This is a genomic window from Mesorhizobium sp. M8A.F.Ca.ET.161.01.1.1, from assembly GCF_004792105.1.
Lineage (GTDB): Bacteria > Pseudomonadota > Alphaproteobacteria > Rhizobiales > Rhizobiaceae > Mesorhizobium.
On the sequence record NZ_SRTD01000003.1, the window covers coordinates 301641 to 322382 of the forward strand.

Below are 20742 nucleotides of genomic sequence, written 5' to 3' on the forward strand. Positions count from 1 at the left end.
CCGCGCCACCCGCTGAAATCACGCTTGCTGGCGTCGGCTCATTCCGGCGCCAATACCGCGACCTTCAGGTCAGCCTTCTTGGCACCGCTAAACTGGACAGTGGCTGTGCCGGCGGCCAGCTTGAAGCGCACGCTCTTGCGGACACTGGGGCATGTCTTGACGCCGCTATAGCCGGACGATTTCACGGCCTTGCCGTCCTGGATGACATCGATCCAGGCCTCGCCCGACAGGCTGATCTGGATGGAGCCGTCCGGCGGCACCGCCACGCTGGCAACGGCGCCGAACGTGCCCTCCGCAGGGGCGCGTTCGGGCGGCACCGCGAAGCCGGCCTTTTCGGCCGGCAGCAGCGCCAGGTCCGCGGCGGCCCCCACCGCCAGCGTCGCTCCGGACGGTCTCGAGGGTGCCTCTGCAAACAGCGCCTGTTCGCGCGTCACCGGCCATTTAAAAGCCTCGCAGCCCGCGTCCTCGGCCATGGCGAGGCTGGTGCCCATAAGGATTGCGAACAGGCTGATGACGACTTTTTTCATGGCAAGGGACCCACATGTCTGGAGTACTCACAATCAATACAACCATAGCGATATAATTGCAACCCTGGCGAGCACAACAGCAAAAGCCGGACCGGGGAACATTTCCAATCACCAATTGTTGATGGCAGGCCGGGGGAAGTGAATGGTCCGTTGCCCGGTGATAATCTATGGCCGGCCGGGAAGCTGAAATGGAGTTTTAGATGAAGCTTTTCGATGGCCTCTCCAAATACCAGCCGCAGGCGCTTGCCGCGCTGCGCATCATGACCGCGCTGCAGTTCGTCGAGCACGGCACGCAGAAACTGTTCAATTTCCCAGCCAGCGACCACGCCGCCGCCGCATTGAGCGGACTGCCGCTAGCTGCCGGTATCCTCGAATTCGCCGGCGGCGTTCTGCTCGCCTTGGGGCTACTTACCCGCCCGGTCGCGTTCCTTCTGGCCGGCGAAATGGCGATCGCGTATTTCATGGCCCACTATCCGCGCGACTTCTTCCCCATCAACAACAGCGGCGATTCGGCGATCTCGTTCTGTTTCATCTTCCTCTATCTGGTCTTCGCCGGCGCCGGCGCCTTCGCGCTGGACAACCGCCGCAACGCCTGATTCCCCATGCGGGGGTGAGCCCTCACCCCCGCATCCGTTCGAAATTCGCATCGAACAGCGCAGCCGCCTGGATGCGCGCCGCATGGCGCTTGCCCAGCAACTCGATCTCGAAGCCGTGGCTCTCGTCGGCGATCTCCTTCGGCACATAGCCGACGGCAACCGACTTCTTCGAATGATGGGCATAGCCGCCCGACGTCACCCAGCCGCGCACCGCGCCGCCGAACCAGATCGGCTCATCGCCGATGACGTCGGCATCGTCGGAGTCGACGATGAAGGCGCGCAGCCTGAGCTTGCCGCCCTGCTTGCGCTCGGCCAGCGCCGCCGCCTTGCCGATGAAATCCGCGTCCTTGCCGTAAGCGACGAAACGGTCGAGCCCGGCCTCCAGCGGCCCGTAGATCGGCCGGTATTCGCGCCCCCATGAGCCGTAGTTCTTCTCCAGACGCAGCGCGTTGAGCGCGCGCGAGCCGAACAGGCCGATGCCGAACTCTTCTCCCGCCGCCATCAGCGCCTGATATGCGGCGCGCTGATATTCCGGTGCCACCCAGATCTCGTAGCCGAGATCGCCGGTGTAGCTGACCCGGCCGACCAGGCACGGCGCCATGCCGACATCCATCTTGGCTATGGCCATGAACGGAAACGCCGCATTCGATATGTCGGAGCGCGTGGCTTTCGCCAGCACGTCCCTCGCCCTGGGACCGGCGATCGACAGGCCGGTGAGCTTCTGCCCCAGCGCCTCGATGTGGACGGACCCGTCATCGGGCAGATGCTGTTCGAACCAGCGCATGTGATATTGCTCGGCAATGCCGGAACCGGCCAGGAACCAGCCCGCTTCTTCCCGATCTTGGGCGCCCAGATTGGCCAGCGTGAAATCGCCGATCAGCCTGCCGTCTTCCTTGAGCATCGGCGCCAGGGTCATGCGACCGGGCTTCGGCAGCTTGCAGGCGAGCATCCGGTCGAGCCATGCCGCGGCCCCTTCGCCCGTCACCTTGTATTTGGCGAAGCTCGATATCTCCGACAGGCCGACGCCCGAGCGCACCGCCGCCACTTCGGCGGCGACATGGGTGAAGTCGCTCGAGCGCCGCCATGAGAACTCGTCCTTGACGCCTTCCGGCGCGTACCAGAGCGGCACCTCCAGCCCATAGGCGACGCCCCACTGCGCGCCCTTGGCCGACAACAGGTCGTAGACCGGCGTCGTCTTCAGCGGCCGCCCCGCAGGCAGTTCCTCGTTGGGGAAGCGGATCGAAAAGCGCCTGGAATAGTTTTCGCGCACCTTGGCGTTGGTGTAGACCATGGTCGCCCAGTCGCCGTAGCGGGCCACGTCCATCGCCCATATGTCGGCGCCGGGATCGCCCTCGATCATCCAGTTGGACAGCGCCAAGCCGACGCCACCGCCCTGGCTGAAGCCGGCCATCACGCCGCAGGCGACCCAGAAGCCCGGCAGGCCGCGCACCGGCCCGACCAGCGGATTGCCGTCGGGCGCGAAGGTGAAGGGCCCGTTGATGATCTGCTTGATGCCGGTGTTCTGGAAAGCCGGGAAATGCCGGAAACCGACCTCGAGCGACGGCGCGATACGGTCGATGTCGGGCGCCAGCAATTCATGGCCGAAATTCCATGGCGTGGAGAATTCGGACCAAGGCTTGTTGGCCTTCTCGTAGGTGCCCATCAGCATGCCGCCGCGCTCCTGGCGCAGATAGAGCTCGCCGTCGAAATCGACCGCATGGATGATCTCGGTGCCGGTTTTCTCGTTCCAGGCGGCGACCTCCGGCATGTCCTCGGTGATCAGGTACATGTGTTCCATCGCCAGAACCGGCAGTTCGAGCCCGACCATGCGGCCGACCTCGCGCGCCCACAGGCCGCCGGCATTGACGACATGCTCGGCCACCACCTCGCCCTTGTTGGTGATGACGCGCCACATCCCGTCTGCACGGCGCACAATGTCTTCCACCTTGGTGAACCGTTCGATCTCGGCGCCCAGCTTCCGCGCCGCCTTGGCATAGGCGTGCGTGACGCCCGAGGGATCGAGATGGCCGTCCTCCTTGTTGCGGACGGCGCCGACGAACTGGCTGGGGTCGAGCAGCGGCATCAGTTCGGCCGCCTCTTTCGGCGAGATTTCCTCCAGCTCGATGCCGAGATAACGGCCCTTGGCGACGACCCCGCGCAGCCAGTCGAGCCGCGCTTCGGTGGCAGCCAGAAGCACACCGCCGGTCAGGTGGACGCCGGTCGCCTGCCCCGACAGTTCCTCGATCTCCTTGTAGAGGTTGATGGTGTATTTCTGCAGCTTGGCGACGTTGGGATCGCCATTGATCGTATGCATGCCGCCGGCGGCGTGCCAGGTCGAGCCGGACGTCAGCTCGTCGCGCTCCAGCAGCACGATGTCCGTCCAGCCATGACGGGCGAGATGGAACAGCACGGAACATCCGACGACGCCGCCGCCAATGACCACGACCTTTGCATGCGATTTCATGGATTTTTCTCTGATATCAATGAGTTGGATGGGTGAGATGAATCGAGACGAGAAGAGCGGACGCTGAAATCACGGCTCGCCCTGCCCGATCGCTTCCTTGCGTCTGGCCACATAGGCCTCGAGCTCTTCGCGCACGGCGATGTCCATCGCCGGCTCGACATAGTCTTCAAGCGCCTTCTTCCACAGCCGCGTCGCGCGCGCCGTCGCGTCGAGGCCGCCGGCCTCCTGCCAGGCCTCGAAATTCTGCCAGTTGGACAGCATCGGCTGGTAGAAGGCGGTCGCATAGCGCTCCAGCGTGTGCGGCTCGCCGAAGAAATGGCCGCCTGTCGGCACCGCACCCAGTGCCTCGACGGCAAGCTCGGCCTCGTCGACCACGATCGGACGCAAAAACTCCATCATGTGCTGGATCATCTCGACGTCGATGATGAATTTCTCGATCGATGCCGTCAGCCCGCCCTCCTGCCAACCGGCGGCGTGGTAGACGAGATTGCCGTGGCCGAGCACCGCGCCCCAGAGCGCCATCAGCGTCTCATAGGCGCCTTGCGCGTCGGCGGCGTTGGAAGCCGAGCCGGGCGTCGTCCGGTATGGCAGGCCGTAACGCCGCGCCAATTGCCCCGAGGCGATGTTGGCCTTGGTGTTTTCAGGCGTGCCGAAGGCCGGCGCGCCCGACTTCATGTCGACATTGGAGGTGAAGGCGCCGTACATCACCGGCGCGCCCGGACGTACGAGCTGTGTTAGTACCACGCCGAACAGCGCCTCGGCATTCTGCTGCGCCAGGGCGCCGGCCAGCGTCACCGGGCTCATCGCCCCCATCAGCGTGAACGGCGTCACCGCCACCGACTGGCCGTATTCGGCCATCGTCATCAGCCCCTCGGCCATCATCTCGTCGAAACGGCGCGGCGAGTTGACCGAGATGATGGTGGCGATACCGGGATCGTCGCGCATCTGATCCAGCGTCAGCCCGCGCGAAATCGCCATCATCTCGATGCCATCCAGCGCCCTGCCCCGGCCGATCGCCGAGACATGAAAACTCTTGTCGGTCAGCGTCAGATTGGTGAAGTAGGTGTCGAGATGGCGTGAGTTGGCCGGCAGCTCGACCGGCGCGCAGACCTGATTGCCGAGCATGTGGATACAGTTGAAATGCTGCGCCAGCCGGGTGAGATCGGCATAGTCGCGCAGGTTGCCGGCACGACGGCCGCGCTCCATGTCGTGCACGTTCGGCGGCCCGGCGACCAAGGTGAAATTGATGGTATTGCCGCCGAGGTGGATCGACTTGGCCGGATTGCGCGGTGTCAGCGTGTAAGTGGTCCGCGTCGTCTTCAGCGCCTCTTCGACCATGCCGCGATCGACGCGCACATTCGCCGTCGCATGGTCGACCGTGGCTCCGGCCTTCTCGAACAGCGACAGCGCCCTCCGGCTCATCACCTCGATGCCGAAATTCTCCAATATGTGCATCGACGCCTGATGGATCGCCTCGATCTGGTCGGACGACAACAGCGCCATCGGCGGATAGGGATTCGTCACCCGTCTGGGCGGCAGCTGCGCGATGGGCGCTGGCCCCCTGTTGCTGGTGCGCTCGGCGCCGCGCTTGCGTCTTGGTTCGGTCATGCCGGCATCAAAGCTTCGGCGGTGCGGCCGGTCTGTCAGAAATACGCCGTTTGCCGGCGTGATTTTAGCCAAGGCGGCATTTTCTCGACACTAGTTTATAAAAAGCGACCGCGTGCGTCGGAATATTGATATGATGTTTTCTCATTTGCTCGTGCCGACGAAGCGTTAACGGCCGCAGCAAGATTCCCTTTATGATTTCGGCCTATTGCTCCTCCCATGCGTAGGTCGAGTTTTAGTAAAATTGTAGCGGTTTGCGCGCTGTTGGCGCTTTCGGCTTGCGCCACCGCGCCCAGCCACATCAACAATGTCTGCGCCGTCTTCGACCAGAATGACGGCTGGTTCGACAATTGGCAGTCGGCCGCCGAGCGCTCGTCGCGGAAATACGGCGTGCCGGTGCCGGTGCTGATGGCCACCGTACGCAAGGAATCCGGCTTCAAGAGCAACGCCCGGCCGCCGCGCACCAAGCTGCTTGGCTTCATCCCCTGGAAGCACGTCTCCTCGGCTACCGGCTTCTCGCAGGCACTGGACGGAACCTGGTCGCAATATCAGCGCGAAACCGGCAACTGGGCGGCACGGCGGACGAAATTCGCCGATGCCGTCGATTTCGTCGGCTGGTATCATTCCAAGACAGCCGACAGCTACGGCGTCGCGCGCAACGACACCTACAACCTCTACCTCGCCTACTATCTCGGCTGGAGCGCCTATGGCCGCGGCAACCGTGGCGACGCCGGCGTGCAGGGTTACGCCCGGGCCACCGACAAGATGGCCCGCGACTATGACGCGCAGCTACGGCAATGCGGCTCCTGATACCTGCTTCAGGTTAGTGCCGCCGCGTCGTGTCTTTCGGCTTCGAAACACCGGTCTCCGAAACCTCGTCGCGCACTTCGTGGCGACGGGCTCGCATGCCCGCCTCGCCCTGCTCCGCGGCGTCCCCGATCTGGTCGGCTTCCGCGCTGCCCGTTTTGCCACGCGGCCGGTTGGGCGCTGTCCCCGCCAAGCCCGGTCCGGTGCCGTGCGCATCGTCCGGCACGCCCTCACGGGCGGCGTGTTCCTTGTCGAACTTGATCACCGGCTCCATGGTCTTGAGCACGTCGTCGGAAAGCCAGCACAGGCTCATATGGCCGTCGCCGAGATTCTTCACCGGCGGCACCTTGGTTTCGCAGAGATTGTCGGGAACCAGCTTCTTGTAGCCGCAGCGGGTCTGGAACGGACAGCCGGTGGGCGGGTTCATCGCCGAGGGGATGTCGCCTTCCAGCACGATGTGTTTCTTCACCACGCTGGTGTCGGCAATCGGGATCGCCGACAGCAGCGCCTCGGTATAGGGATGATAGGGCGGTGCGAAGATCTGGTCTGTAGTGCCCTGCTCGACGATATAGCCGAGATACATCACGACGACGCGGTCGGCGATGTAGCGCACGACGGACAGATCGTGGCTAATGAACAGCATCGTCGTCTTGTTCTTGCGCTGGATGTCCATCAGCAGTTCGGTCACCGCCGCCTGCACCGAAACGTCGAGGGCCGAAACCGGCTCGTCGGCCACGACAACCTTGGCGTCGCCGGCAAAGGCGCGCGCCACGCCGATACGCTGCTTCTGGCCGCCGGAAAGCTGGCGCGGCTTGCGGGTCTCGAAGGCGCGCGGCAACTTCACCAGGTCGAGCAGCTCCAGCATGCGCTTGCGCCGGTCGGCGACCGTCTTTCCGACATTGAATTTTTCCAGCGTGCGGATGATCTGCGACCCGACCGAATGGCTGGGGTTGAGCGTATCGAACGGATTCTGGAACACCATCTGGATCGACGACACGGTGTCGACGCTGCGGCTCTCGATGCCGGTCGACTGGATTTGCTTGTTGCCCAGCGTCACGGTGCCGGCACTTGCCGTCTCAAGTCCGAGCAGCACCTTGGCCAGCGTCGATTTTCCGCAGCCGGATTCGCCGACGATGGCGACCGTCTCGGATTCGCGCGCCATGAACGATATCGTCTCGTTGGCCTTGACGACGCGGCCCTCGCTCGAGCCGAACACCTCGCTGCCGCCGACCTTGTAGTATTTCCTGAGATCCTCGATCTTGAGCACCGGCGCGCCGGGCACGACCTTTTCGTTGACCTTCTTGGCGCCGGGCGGCAGCGCTTCCCAGTCGATCTCGTTGAAGCGTACGCAGCGCGAGAAATGGCCCTCGTGTCCGGCGACTTCGACCATCGGGATTTCGGCGGCGTTGCAGACGCCCTCGACGAAATGGTGACAGCGCGGACCGAAATTGCAGCCCTTCGGCCGCTCGTGCGGCAGTGGCAATTGGCCGGGGATGGAGATCAACGGCCGCGAGTTCTTGTCGGCGCCCGGCAGCGGGATCGAGCGGAACAGCCCTTGCGTATAGGGATGGCGCATCCGGTCGAACACGTCCTTGATCTTCCCGGTCTCCACCGCCTCGCCCGAATACATCACGGTGATGCGGTCGCAGGTCTCGAGGATAAGGCCGAGATTGTGCGACACGAAGATCATCGACGTGCCGAACTTCTCGCCCAGCCCCTTGACCAGTTCGACGATGCCCGCTTCCACCGTCACATCGAGCGCCGTCGTCGGCTCGTCGAGCAGAAGCAGCGCCGGCTTCGACAGCAGCGCCATCGCAATGACGATGCGCTGCTGCTGGCCGCCGGAGAGCTGGTGCGGATAGGAGCGCATCATGCGCTCGGGATCGGGCAGCTTGACCGCGCTCACCATTTCGAGGGAGCGTTTGTAGGCCTCTTCCTTCGACACCTTGTCGTGGATCAGCGGCACTTCCATCAACTGCTGGCCGACCTTCATCGCCGGATTGAGGCTGGCCATCGGCTCCTGGTAGATCATGGCGATCTTGTTGCCGCGGATGGCGCGCAGCTCCTCGTCGGAGAGCTCGCCCATGTCCTTGCCCTGGAACTTGATCCTGCCGCCGACGATCTTCCCGATGTTGGACAGGTCGCGCATGATGCCGAGCGACACGGTCGACTTGCCGCAGCCGGATTCCCCGACGATGCCCATCGCCTCGCCCGGCATGACCGTGCAGGAAAAATCCATCACCGCCGGTATCTCGCCCTTGCGGGTGAAAAAGGAGATCGACAGGTTCTCGATCTCGATGATCGGCCCACTGGTCGGCTTGGCGGGATTTCGAACTGCCTCGTTCATGGGTCGCTCCAATCCAAATTGTACCAGACGCGGGTCAAGGCCCGTCAATCAGTCTTTCATCGATTGTTCACGCAGCGAGTCGGCCAACAGGTTGAGCCCGAGCACGAACGACATCAGCGCGATCGTCGGCGGCAGCGCCGGATGGATGAAGGAGCGCAGCAGCCGGCTGGCATCCTTGATCGCCGTGCCCCAGTCGGGGCTTTCCGGTGCCAGGCCGAGGCCGAAATAGCCCAGCGTGCCGAGCAGGATGGTGGTGTAGCCGATGCGCAGGCAGGCATCGACGATCAGCGGTCCGCGTGCATTGGGCAGGATCTCCCACAGCATGATGTACCAGGGCGATTCACCGCGCGTCTGCGCCGCGGCCACATAGTCGCGCGTCTTGATATCCATCACCAGGCCGCGCACGATGCGGAACACGCCCGGGCTGGAGGCAAACACCACCGCCACGAAGATGTTGAGCTGGTTGGGATCGATGTGGACGATGTGCAGCGGGTCCTTGTCGAACACGAGGCCAAGATAGATCCAGCCGCCGACGATGAGGGTGATGCCGAGCAGGATGTACAGCCGGTCCGGCCGGTTCTTGTAGCGTGTCCAGAACAACACGCTGAAGAAGATGATCGGAAACAGGAAGAACACGCCGGCCATGGCATAGGGGATCGGCGTGTCCATGATGCCCGGCGTCACCAGCAGGTAGAACAGCAGGATCACCGGGAAGGCCAGCACGAGGTTGGCCAGGAACGACAATACCGTGTCGATCTTGCCGCCGTAATAGCCGGCAGGCAGGCCAAGCGTGATACCGACCATCAGCGCGAAGCCGGTCGCCGCCGGCGCAATGATCAGCACGATCTGGCTGCCATAGACCATACGCGAAAACACGTCGCGTGCCAGCTTGTCGCCGCCGAAGAGATAGACGAGCCCCGATTGCGGTTCGATGGCGCCGGGCAGCGTGTCCTTCATGATCGGGATCTGGCCAAGCGGATCGAAGGGCGAGATGGTCGAGGCGAAGATCGCCGTGAACAGCCAGAACAGGCAGATGCCGACGCCGACGATGCCGACGCCGCTGTCGAACAGCTGGCCGTAGAGCGCCAGCTTCTTCCTGTAGAGGAAGCTCGCTCCCATGACGATGAAAAGCGCGACCCAGACCGGCCAGAAGCGCCACAGCACTTCGAGGATGATGGTGGAGGCGCCGATATATTGAGCTTGCATGCGCCTTCTCCCTACTGAACCCGGATGCGCGGATTGAGGAATGCGTAGCCGACGTCGGAAATGAGCTGCGTGATCAAGACGATGAACACCGAGACCAGCGAACAGCCCAGCAGAAGATCGATGTCGTTGTTGCCGGCGGCCTCGACCAGCGTATAGCCGAAGCCCTGGTAGCGGAACATCACCTCGACGATGACGACGCCGGTGAGCAGCCAGGGAAATTGCAGCATGATGACGGTGAATGGTGCGATCAGCGCGTTGCGCAGCGCATGTTTCACCACCACGCCGCCGAAGGAAATACCCTTCAACCGGGCGGTGCGGATATATTGCTGCGTCATCACCTCGACCATTGAGGCACGAGTCATGCGGGCGATGTAGCCGATGCCGTAGATCGCCAGCGTCATCACCGGCAGGGTGAAATTGTAGAAGGTGATGCCCTGGCTGGCCGACGCGGCCGAGCCGTTCAACCAGCCGAGCCATGAGGCGAAGACGACGGTGAAGATGACCCCCGACACATATTCCGGCGTCGCCGTCGAGGCGATCGAGGCCACCGAAAGCACGCGGTCGGTTCGCGACCCCTCGCGCATGCCGGCCAGGATGCCGATCAAGAGCGATACCGGCACCATCACCGCCAACACACAGAACATCAGTATCCCGGTCGCGCCAAGTGCCGGGAACAGCTTGGAGGCGACGGTCGTCTTGAACTTGGTCGAGCAACCGAAATCCCCTTCGAGGACGCCGGAGAAAGTTGGTACGGCCGGATCGTTGCAGAAAGTGAAGCGCTGCGTCGGCTTGCCGGTCGCCGGGTCGGTCACCGGCTGCTTGGGCAGCAGGCCCAGCCACTGTCCGTAGCGGACGAAGAAATTCTGCCGGTAGCCATGGTTGATCAGCCAGTCCTCCAGCTGTTCGGCCGAAGTATGCATTTCCGTCTGGCTGATCGCCAGCTTCTTCAGGTTGGGTTCGAGGTTGATCAGGAAGAAGACGATCATCGTCAGGCACAGCATCGTCAATGCCATGGTGCCGAGACGCCTGAGAACGAAAGAAAGCATGGCGGCCCCCTGCCGATGGGGTTGGGTTTTGAGCCGGCTTCAAAGCCTCGCCTGCCGTCACCGGCGGACTGGCCGTCAAACAGGCCCTCGAATGCGATCAACCCTGTTTTTATTGCATGGCCTTCCCGGGTGAGTCCGTATTTTTTGCGGACGAACCTGCAATGGCGACGCAGAGAGGGAGGGAAAGGGGCAATGCCCCTTTCCCCGGCCCGATCGATCAGGCCTGATCGAGCCAGACCTTGCCGTAGTCGCGCTCGAAGGTCGGATGCATCTTGTAGTTTTGCACCGCCTTGACCGAGTGGCTGTAGAGCTTGCGCCAGTAGGGCTGGATGATGATGCCGGAAGCCTGCAGGATCTCCTCGATGTCCTTCATCATTTCCTTGCGCTTGGCAGCGTCGGCAACGGCGAGTGCCGCATTGAGCTTGGCATCCCAGTCGGGGTTCGACCAGCCAGCCTCGTTCCAGGCCTCGCCGGTGCGATAGGCGATGGCCAGAACCTGGACGCCGAGCGGACGCATGTTCCAGTTGGTCATTGACAGCGGATACTTCGTCCAGTCGTTCCAGAACGTCGAGCCCGGCAGCACCGTGCGCTTCACCTTGATCCCGGCCTCCCGCAGCTGGGCGGCGATCGCGTCGCCGGTGTTCTTGTGCCAGTCTTCGTCGACGGTGATCAGCTCGTGTTCGAAGTCGGCTTGGCCGGCTTCCGCCATCAGCGCCTTCGCCTTGGCCGGATCACGGGCAACCTTAGGCAGTTCGTAATATTCCGGATGGATCGAGCAGACATGGTGGTTTTCGGCGACCGAGCCGGCATTGCCATAGCCGAGCTGCAGGACGACATTGTTGTCGACCGCGAGCTGCAACGCATTGCGCACCTTCTGGTCGCCATAGGGCTTGTTGTTGACGTTGGTGCGGCAGACGATGGTCGAAGCCGTGACGATTTCCGACTTGACCAGGTCCATCTTGTCGAGGATCGACACATAGTCGGCCGACGTTTCGAAATTGGTGTGCACTTCTCCAGCCTCGAAAGCGCTGACCATGGCCGCCGGATCGGTGCCGTAGTCGATGAATTCGATGCCGTCGAGGAACACTTCGCCGTCCCACCACTTGTTGTCTTCGCGGCGCTTGTAGACGACTTTCTGGCCGACGTCGTAGGAGACGAGTTCAAATGGACCGGTGCCGATCGGGCAGTTTTTGAAGTCGCCGCCCTTCTCGTCGAAAGTCTTGTGGACGATCAGGCCGGGATAGTCGCACATGTTGGGGATGAGCGCGATGTCAGGCTTGCCGAGCTTGAGCACGACCGTGTGGTCGTCCGGCATGGTCACGGCGCTTTCGTCGAGCTTGTCATCCTTGACCAGCGAGCCGAGACGGCCGGGCATCGAATTGCCTTCGGCCTTCTTGTCGGCCCAGCGCTTCAGGTTGAAGACGACGTCAGAGGCTGTGAAGGGGTCGCCGTTGGACCAGGTCACACCCTTGCGCACATGCAGCGTATACTGGGTGGCGTCGTCGTTCACGTCCCAGCTTTCCAGCAGATAAGGGCGGAACGTATATTCGCTCGTATACTTGACCAGCGGCTCGAGCGCCTGGCGCTCGGCATTGGCAATTTCCGACCAGTCGGCCTTGCGAGGATCCTTGGGATCCTTGATCCACTGCGCGACCTTCAGCGTGCCGCCTTTCTTGCCTTTTACCTCTTCTGCCCTTGCCGGCGTCGGATCGGCGAGACCGAGAAGGCCATAAGCCATCGCCGTCGAGGCGCCGAAGACGCTTGCCATGGCCAGGAATTCGCGGCGATCAACCTTACCTGCCTTGGCTTCTTCGGCCATGGCCAGGATATGATCCGGAACGCTGTCGCCGTTGCTCTTATAAATTGTCATGACTAACTCCCATTGTTGGCTTTCCGCCGATTAACATTCCGCATCCGGGCCATGATGTCAAAGACGGCATGGATTGGGAACATGTGAGCGAATGTGCAACTTTGGACGGGGGGCAGTTCGCGTGATAGCGACAGTCTTGGCGCAAAATTGCTAGTGCGCCCAGATTTCGCCAAAATCTCTTCGGGCGATTAAATTGAGACATTTGCACCGGTTACGACAGCGCCAGTCCAGGCCAAGGCAGGGGCCAGGCCGTCAATATTCCTTCTCGTAGAAGATGCCGCCCTTGGCTTCACCGGCGTCCGTCGCCTCGCCGCGCAATTTGACGCCGCGCCCGACATTGAGGTCGATGGTCGCCTTGCCGGAACCCGGCTTGTCGCCCTTCTGGATGGTCACATAGGTACGGTCGTTGAGATATTTGCCGGCCGAAACCGCCGTGCCGCCCTTGTCGTCGGTGGTGACATCGAGGTCGTCGACGCCGATGGCGCTGCGCAGATTCTCCAGCAGCGACGTCGAGCCGCCGACCCCGGCCAGTTGCCCGGCCGCTTCTGCCAGCTGCGCGATCTGCAACGGCGAGAGGTTCGACATCGACCGCCCGAAGATCAGTTGCGCCAGCACTTCATCCTCCGGCAGCGCCGGCACCGAACTGAAGGTGAATTTCGGATTTGTCGCCTCGCCCGACACCACGATGGTGACGGTCGCGCCGGTCGTGGTCGTCGTCGCCGTCAGATTGAGGTAAGGCACCAGCGAGCCGGAGAACCCGACCGTGCCTTCGGTGAAGGTCAGCCGCTTGCCAAGGATCGACAGCCGGCCGCGCTGCAAGGTGAAGGTGCCGACGGCTTGCGGCGACGAGGCCGGGCCGGTCAGCCTGAGCGAGCCGCCGAGTTCGGCGTCGACACCCCTGCCCTGGATGAAGATCTGGTTCGGCGCATTGACCGTGACGTCGAGCGCAAGGCCGCTGCCGCCGCTCTTGCCGCTGGTCGTCGCCGGGCGCAGCGCCTTGTCCTGTGCCTTGACCGGACCCGGCGCATTCTTGTGCTTGACGTCAAGCGCCGAGAGCGAGCCCGGCAATTTGTCCGGAACCGTGATGACGGTCTTGGCCAGGTTGACGGTGCCGGCAATCGCCGGCGCCGAAGTCAGCGGCCCTTTGATCGTCAGGTCGCCGCCAAGGTTGGCGGTCACCACGCGTCCATCCGTGTAGCGGCCATCGGTGAGCTTGATCGACAGGTCGGCTGGGAAGCCTTGCGCCGGATTGATGCCGACGGTACCGCTGGCCGACAGGCTGCCGCGCGTCGACAGGGTTCCGGTCAACCGATTGATCGTGGCGACGCCGTTGCCTATCGAGACATCGGCCGCGATATCGTTGACTGCAAGGCCCGAGCGTGCGTCGACCAGCCGCGCGCCGGAGGTTTTGACGCTGCCGCCGATCACCGGAGATGTCGCTGGACCGCGCACCTGGACATTCACGTTGGCGTTGCCGGTCAGCGACAAGCCCTGCGCGGCAAGTTTCTCACTGAGAAGGCCGAACGGCACGGCGCCATTGAAGTCGAGCACCAGCGCCGGAGTACCCACCGTCGTCACCGTGCCGCCGCCCTTGAGGCCAAGCCCGGCGCCGTCGCTGACATTGGCGTCGAAGGTCAGCTTGTTGCCGGCAAAGGTACCCGACGAACCAACACTCACCGCACCGACGCCGGCGCTACGGGTCTGCGACGTCTGCACCCCGGCCGCGTCGATGTTGAAGGCAATGGCGGGGCTCGCCGGTGCGCCCGTCACCTTTACCGTGCCGGAGATGGAACCCGCTGCATCGAGCCCGGGTGAGAAACTGTTGGCGAGCGACATCGGCACGCGCGCCAGCACTGCATTGATGTCGAGCGCCTGCCCGACCTTGCCGGTTACCGTCGCGGTGCCGCCGCCAAGATTGAGCACCAGCCTGTCCAGCGTCGTCGTGCCATTGGCGATGCTGACGGTCGAGGCCTGGGCGATGGCTGCCTTGATGCCCTGGACGGTCGCCTGCCCTGACGCAAGCTCGATGGTGGTGGTGCCACCGGCTACCTTCACGCGTCCGGCTGCCCTGGCTGGAATGCCCTTCACCGTGCCGCCGCCGGAGAAGCCGGTCCAGTCGCCGTCGCGTTTCAAATCGACATCGATGCCGCGGATCACGGTGCCGCCCGATGTGACGGTATCGGCGCGGATCTTGCCCGAGATGACCGGAGCCGCGAGATAGTTGGCGATCAGCGCATCTATGGAAACGGCCTTCGCCTGGAGGTCGCCGCGCGTGATCGAGGCGGTAGCCGCCTTGATGGCGACCTGGGGTGCCGCCCCGGTCTTCGAGAAGGCGATCGTGCCGCGCACGTCGCCTTCCGCCTTTTCCAGCGCCAGCGCGGCGAGCGGCCCGATATCGGGCAGGTCGAGCGAGATGGTGCCTTCGGGCACGAACTTGTCGTCCAGTGCCAGATCGCCTGAAATCCTGTTCTTGCCCAGCGACAGGAGCAGGCCATTGATGGCGCTCTTGCCGTTCGCCGTTGCCAGCACGGCACTCCCCTGCAGCGCCTGGCCGGCGACATTGCCGGTAAGCTGGACATTGGCCGCCGGATTGGCGGCGTCCGCCTTGCCGGTGGCGGTGAGCTTCAATCCGGTTATCTCGCGAGATGCCACCGAGAGCTTGTCGCTGTTGATGGTAAGCGACAGGTCGGGCGCCATGGCCAACCCTTGCGCGCTCAGCGCGAAAGCGATGGCGCCCGTGGCATCCTTCGACAATCGCGAGATGTCGCTCAGCGCACCCTTGATGTCGGCGGTCACCTTGTTGTCGGCAAGGCTTGCCTGCCCGTCGGCGCTCAGCGGGCCCGAAGTGAGCTTCAATCCACCTATGTTGAGATTGCCGCTGGGCTCGCGCTTCAGAGTGGCGCTTATCTGGGCGCGGTCGCCAAGCATGCCGCGTGCCGCCGCCGGCAACGCAGACGATGGCGCATCCGCCTTCAGGTTGAGGTCGATGGCACCGTCACGCAGCGATACCTGGCCGGCGACCTGGCTGCTGAGCGCATCGCTTTTCAGCGTACCGCTGTCGATGGCGACGGCGTCGGCGCTCAGCCGGGCGGTGAGCGCCGCCGTGACCTTGCCCGCGATGAGCGGCGCGATCGTCGGATTGTCGAGCCCAACCTTGTCGACCGACACCGTTCCGGAAACCGGCCCGGCGCGATTCCTGAGATCGAACGCATCCGAGTGCAGGGTCAGGGTAAGTCCGTCCACCTTTGCCGGGCTGGTGACGACCGAGGGCAGGATCGCGGAAAGGTCCAGCCGGGCATGCGTGCTTTCGCCCGCGATTTTGGCCGACACTGACCGGACCTCGATCTTGACCGGGCTCTCGGTGCTTCCGACCGTCAGCGGCAGGCTGGGGCCGGACGAGGTCAGATCGATCGCGAAATCGCTGGCCCCGTTCGGGTTGATGGTTCCGGTGGCCTGGCCGGAGACCTTGGCGCCGGAGAGGGTGGCATGGTCGAGGACAACGCCTCCGGCAATCGTGTAGCTGCCGGCCGCATCGACGGCGAGTGGCCCGAGCCCCGCCTGTCGGGTCTGGCTCGTCTCGGCGCCGGCCAGCTTCGCGTTGAACCGGATGTCGGGAGCCGCGGGTGTCCCGCCGACTTCAGCGATACCGTCAAGCGTTCCCGCGGCGTCCAGGCGAGGCGGAAACGCATTGGCAAGGGCGGCAGGCAACGCCGAGACCTGCGCCGCCAGATCGAGCGTCTCGCCGGCGCTGCCCGACAGCGCCACCCGGCCGCCGCCAACGTCGAGCGCCAGCCTGTCGATATTGGCCGTGCCGTTGGCGATGGACAGGGCCGACGGCTCGGCAATCGCCGCCTTGATGCCGCGAACGGTGGCTTCGCCCGAAGCAATCTCGACGCTGGTGGTGCCCTCGGCGATCTTAACCCGGCCGGCAGCGGTCGCCGGAATGCCCGCGATCGTGGCGCCGCCAGTGAAATTGGTCCAGTCGCCGTCGCGCTTGAGGTCGACGCCGATGGCGCCGATTTCGGTGCTTCCCGAAGTGACCGCATCGGCCTTGACGGTGCCCGACATCGCCGGCGCCTTGAGATAATTGGCGATCAGCGCATTGATGGCGATCGCCTTGGCAGTCACCTCGCCACGCGCGACCGATGTGCTCTTGGCATCTATGGCAATGGAGGGTGCGTCGCCGTCCTTGGCAAAGAGGATGGTGCCGTTGATGTCGCCGGTCACCGCCTGGCCGGCGAGCGCGGCCAACTGGTCGATTGCCGGTGCGGCGAGCGTCAGCGTGCCCAGGGGCATGAACTTGTCGTCGAGCGCCAGGTCGCCCGAGACCTTGTTGTCGCCCAGCGAGACCAGGAAGCCGTTGATCGAGCGCTTGCCCTCGCTGGTCACCAGGGCCGCCTTGATGTCGAGCGGCTGGTCGTTGACGGCGCCGGTCAGCGAGACGTTGGCGGAAGGGTTCGTTATGTCGGCCTTGCCGCTCGCGGTCAGCTTGATGGCCTTCACCGTGCGGCCCGAAGCGGTCAGGCTGTCGCTGTCGGCGCTAACGGTGAAATCCGGAGCGGTGATCGCGCCGGTTGCCGACAGCGCGAAATCGACCCCGCCGGCAACCGGCACACCGACCGTCGGCGACAACACCGAAACGTCGCCCAATTTGCCCTTGATGTCGGCCTGGATGTCCGTGCCTTGCATGCTGGCCGTACCGCTGGCGCTGAGCGATCCGGAAGTGAGTTCGATCGAGTTCGCAGCGAAAGATCCCTGCGGATCGCGCGATGCAGCGGCCGAGAATTTCACCCGCCCGCCGAGCACCGAGGCGATCTGCTGCGGGAACGCGGTCGCCACGGCATCGGCATTCATTTTGAGCTGCATCGACATGTCGGCCAGCGCCACCGTCGCCGTCAGCGACGCATTGAGCGCATCGGAGCGCAGCGTACCCTGATCGATGGCAATAATGGCGTCCTTGCTGATTGAGCCGGCCAGATCGACGTCGACCTTGCCGGTGATCAGCGGCGCCAGTGTCGCGACGTCGGTTTTCAGGCCGCCCGCCTCCAGCTTGACGGCAACCGGGCCGGCGCGATTCTGGATATCGAAACCATCGGAATGGATTTGCGCCGCCAGATCGTCCAGCCGCGTGCCGCCGACGACGATCGAAACGAAGGAGGCGCCGATGTCGACGATCGGCGCCTTGCCGTCGCCGAAGGCGCGTGCGGTGGCGTTCTTGATCGCGAGCGTGATCGGCTGCGCCTTGCTGCCGACGCTGATCACCACGGGCGGGCCCTTGGCGGCGAGTTCGACCGAGAGATCGCTGGCACCGGCAGGATCGGCAATGCCGGCGGCGGTGCCATGTACCGCATCGCTCTCGATGCTGGCCCGGTCGATGCTGATGCCGCCCGCCGATGTGGCGGTGCCCGCGACATCGAAGCTGGTCTTGCCGGCAAACAGCGGCTTCAGGTTTTCCGGCAGGAAGCGCGCAAAATCGCCGTCGCCCTTGGCCTCGACATGATTGCCCTTGTCGGTGAGCTGGTGGCGGCCGGTAAGTTGGGTGACGATCCGATGGTCGACGAGGAAGGTGCCGACACCGCTCCAGTTGGCAAGCGGTCCGCTGCCCGAAACGACGATGTCGACCGGCGGCGCATCCGGCAGCTTGAGCAGGTTGGCAATGATGCCGCCGGCCGGCTCCGACGCCTTGAGGTCGAGGTCCAGCTTGTTGTCGGCGGGTGCGAACTGGATCTTGGCATCGACATTGCCCTGTTTGCCGTCGTGACGGGTGACGTTGAGCACCGTCTGGACCGCCAGTGGCGCGGCATCGGCCTTGAGCATTCCCTTGGCTGCGAGCTCGGCGATGCCGCTGCCGGCCAGCTGCTCGCCGAGCGCGATTTCCGGCAGGTCGATCTGCTTGATGTCGATGGAGACCGGCAGCGTCGTCGTGCCGCCCTGCGCCTGCGGCTGCGAACCGGCCACCGGCAGGCGCGCCAGTTCGATGCGCCCGGCGGCGATGCGGTCGGCGCTGAAGCTTTTCGACAGCAGCGCCGTCGGCGACCAGTCGACGGCCACCTTGCGCGCCACCAGCCAGGCGCCCTCGCGATCCTCAAGCACGACATGGTCGACGCTGAGATTACCCGACCAGATGCCGCCGATGCCGCTGACGGTGACCTTGCGATCCTCGCTCGAGGCGAGCCGCGAGATGATGCCGGCGAGATTGTCGCGCCCACGCTCGGTCTTGGTCAGCACGACGAGCGCGCCGATCGCGCCCGCGACCATGATCAGCAGCGTGTAGAGGACAATGCGAAGGATGCGCCACACCGTTTTCATCGTCAGAAGGCCTGGCCAATGCCGGCATAGATGCCGAAATGCGGGTCGCCGGGATCACGGTTGAGCGGCACAGCCGCGTCGATGCGCAGCGGCCCGAACGGCGTGACATAGCGCAGGCCGACACCGGCGCCGACCTTGACGTCGGAGAAGTTGGGAACCGACTTGGTCGATACCGTGCCGGCATCGACGAAGGGCACGATGCCGATCGTGTCGGTGACGGCGATGCGCATCTCCACAGAGGTCTCGAAGAAGGATAGGCCGCCGATCGGCTGGCCGGTGAAATCCTTGGGGCCGATGCCCTGATAGGCATAGCCGCGCACCGAGCCGCCGCCGCCCGAATAGAAGCGCCGGTCGGCCGGGACGTTCTGCAGCCCGGTACCGACGATCGAGCCGATGGCGACACGCTCAGCCAGCACGAATTTCGACGCGGTATCCAGCGACTGATAGGCCGATCCCTCGCCCTTCAGCTTGAGGAAGGCCGCACCACTCAGTATGTCGTAACTCGGCTCGGCATAGGCGAGCACCCTGAAGCCCCTGGTCGGGTTCAACCTGCTGTCCCTGTTGTCATAGACATATTGCAGCGGAATGCTGGCGATCAGGTAGGTGTGCTTGCCGAAGGCGTCATGGATGCGCGAATAATCGAGCGCCACCTCGGCCGACACGGTCTGCTTCTTGTCGAGTTCGTAGGACAGGCCGGTGCTGCCCTTGACCGAGAAATGGTCGTACGCATCCGGATGCTCGAGCACGGTCTTGACGCTGGCGAAGAACTTCGACGCCGGTCCGATCACGCCGGGTTTCTCGAACATGATGCCGGCATTGTAGTTCAGTTCGGACAGATTGTTGCTGCCGATGCCGCTGATGGCGCCGTCGATGCGCAGCTTTTCCGCGCGGCCAAACAGGTTGCGGTGCCCCCAGTAGCCCTCGAGGCCAAGCCCCTCGGTGTTCGAGAAGGTGCCGCCAAGGCCGAAAAAGCGCGGCTTGCGCTCGCTGACCTGGACGCCGATCGGAATGTTGCCGTCGGCGTCGAGCTTGTCGGCTTCCTTGAACGTCACGCTGTTGAAGACCTCGAGCGCCAGCAGCCTGTCGCGCGCGTCGCTGATCTCCTGTGGCGAGTATTGCCTGCCGCGCTTCAGCCCGGTCATGTATTCGGTGAAGTCCCTGTCGACCTTCTCGGTGCCTTCCACGGTGGTCGCGCCATAGCCGGCGACCGGCCCGGCTGCGACCGTCAGCGTCACATCGAGCGTCGATGTGGCGTGGTCGGCGACGATATGCCGGTCGGTCACCTTGGCCAGCGGCCTGCCCTGCTCCTTCAGCGTCCGCACGATCAGCGCCTCGGCCTTGAGCACCGCGCCCGATCCGGCGTCGCCGCCGGATATCAGCCCATAATCGGCGCTCATCAGCCCCGCCGCGTCGCCCTCCAGCCGGATGTCGCCAAGGGTGAATTTGGGGCCTGTGGCGATATTGATCGCCACAGGGATAGGCTGCGGCCCCTTGAACTCGGCGTCCGGAGGCAGTTCGTCGAGCGGCTTGCCGTCGATGGTGATGGTGACGACGCCTTCATAGCGGGCATCGGCATAAAGTGCGGCGACCAGCTGTTCGCGGTCGCCGCGCGCCTTGGCCATCAGCCCGAGCGAACCCGAAACGGGCCGGTCCTCGTCGCCTTTCAACGCCGAGGCGTTTTCGAGCTTCTTGACGAGGTCCTTGTCGGCGTCGGGCGCGGAGATGGTCACCGCGTAGCGCAGCGGATCGACAATGTCCGCGTCCTCGTCGCTGGACGATCCCCACAGCTTGATGCCGAAAAGCTCGAACGCGGCCACGGATCTTGATTCGGCGATCAGCGCGGTCCCGCACATCATGGCCAAAAGCAGGGCGCGCGGAAGCACGCGCCCTGGCGCGGTCCCTCCTGACATCTGCTCTTCATGCGCCGGCATTAAGACAACCTAGGTTACAAAACTAAAATTGGAA

Annotated in this window: 11 protein-coding genes; 2 read left to right on the top strand and 9 right to left on the bottom strand. The window is 64.0% G+C overall.

The genetic code is table 11. The features are described from left to right. Window positions 1–38 precede the first annotated feature (38 nt). Window positions 39–527 carry a hypothetical protein gene (locus EN804_RS10130; protein ID WP_135866298.1) on the bottom strand — a complete coding sequence of 163 codons (489 nt, stop codon included), beginning with the start codon at window positions 525–527 and terminating at the stop codon, window positions 39–41. Window positions 528–727: 200 nt separating this feature from the next. On the opposite strand from EN804_RS10130, the gene EN804_RS10135 reads away from it, so the two are divergent. Beyond that, window positions 728–1123 (top strand): DoxX family protein, encoded by a 396-nt coding sequence (locus EN804_RS10135; protein ID WP_135919298.1) that lies wholly within the window; start codon window positions 728–730, stop codon window positions 1121–1123. A gap of 22 nt (window positions 1124–1145) precedes the next feature. Here EN804_RS10135 and EN804_RS10140 read toward each other — a convergent pair whose 3' ends face one another. Further along, the gene (locus EN804_RS10140) at window positions 1146–3587 is read right to left on the bottom strand and encodes an FAD-dependent oxidoreductase (protein ID WP_135919299.1); all 2442 of its coding nucleotides are present in this window, start codon (window positions 3585–3587) and stop codon (window positions 1146–1148) included. Window positions 3588–3656: 69 nt separating this feature from the next. After that, the gene (locus EN804_RS10145) at window positions 3657–5195 is read right to left on the bottom strand and encodes a trimethylamine methyltransferase family protein (protein WP_135919300.1); all 1539 of its coding nucleotides are present in this window, start codon (window positions 5193–5195) and stop codon (window positions 3657–3659) included. Window positions 5196–5411: 216 nt separating this feature from the next. Between EN804_RS10145 and EN804_RS10150 the strand changes: the two genes are divergently transcribed. Then, on the top strand, window positions 5412–6002 hold the full coding sequence (locus EN804_RS10150) for a transglycosylase SLT domain-containing protein (protein WP_127277960.1): 591 nt from the start codon (window positions 5412–5414) through the stop codon (window positions 6000–6002). Between the two features lie 13 nt (window positions 6003–6015). Here EN804_RS10150 and EN804_RS10155 read toward each other — a convergent pair whose 3' ends face one another. From EN804_RS10155 to EN804_RS10180, 6 genes are all read right to left on the bottom strand, one after another. Next, window positions 6016–8346 (bottom strand): ABC transporter ATP-binding protein, encoded by a 2331-nt coding sequence (locus EN804_RS10155; RefSeq protein ID WP_135919301.1) that lies wholly within the window; start codon window positions 8344–8346, stop codon window positions 6016–6018. 48 nt (window positions 8347–8394) lie between these two features. Beyond that, window positions 8395–9552 (bottom strand): ABC transporter permease, encoded by a 1158-nt coding sequence (locus tag EN804_RS10160; RefSeq protein WP_127277962.1) that lies wholly within the window; start codon window positions 9550–9552, stop codon window positions 8395–8397. 11 nt (window positions 9553–9563) lie between these two features. Next, complete coding sequence (locus EN804_RS10165; RefSeq protein ID WP_135919302.1) at window positions 9564–10598, bottom strand: ABC transporter permease; 1035 nt, start codon at window positions 10596–10598, stop codon at window positions 9564–9566. 217 nt (window positions 10599–10815) lie between these two features. Then, a complete protein-coding gene (locus tag EN804_RS10170) occupies window positions 10816–12468 on the bottom strand; it encodes an ABC transporter substrate-binding protein (RefSeq protein ID WP_127277964.1) in 1653 nt (550 codons plus the stop codon). A gap of 252 nt (window positions 12469–12720) precedes the next feature. Further along, window positions 12721–18777: a translocation/assembly module TamB domain-containing protein gene (locus tag EN804_RS10175; RefSeq protein ID WP_135919303.1), complete on the bottom strand. Its 6057-nt coding sequence runs from the start codon at window positions 18775–18777 to the stop codon at window positions 12721–12723. Between the two features lie 2 nt (window positions 18778–18779). Further along, a complete protein-coding gene (locus EN804_RS10180) occupies window positions 18780–20708 on the bottom strand; it encodes an autotransporter assembly complex family protein (protein ID WP_135916674.1) in 1929 nt (642 codons plus the stop codon). Between the last annotated feature and the right edge of the window lie 34 nt (window positions 20709–20742).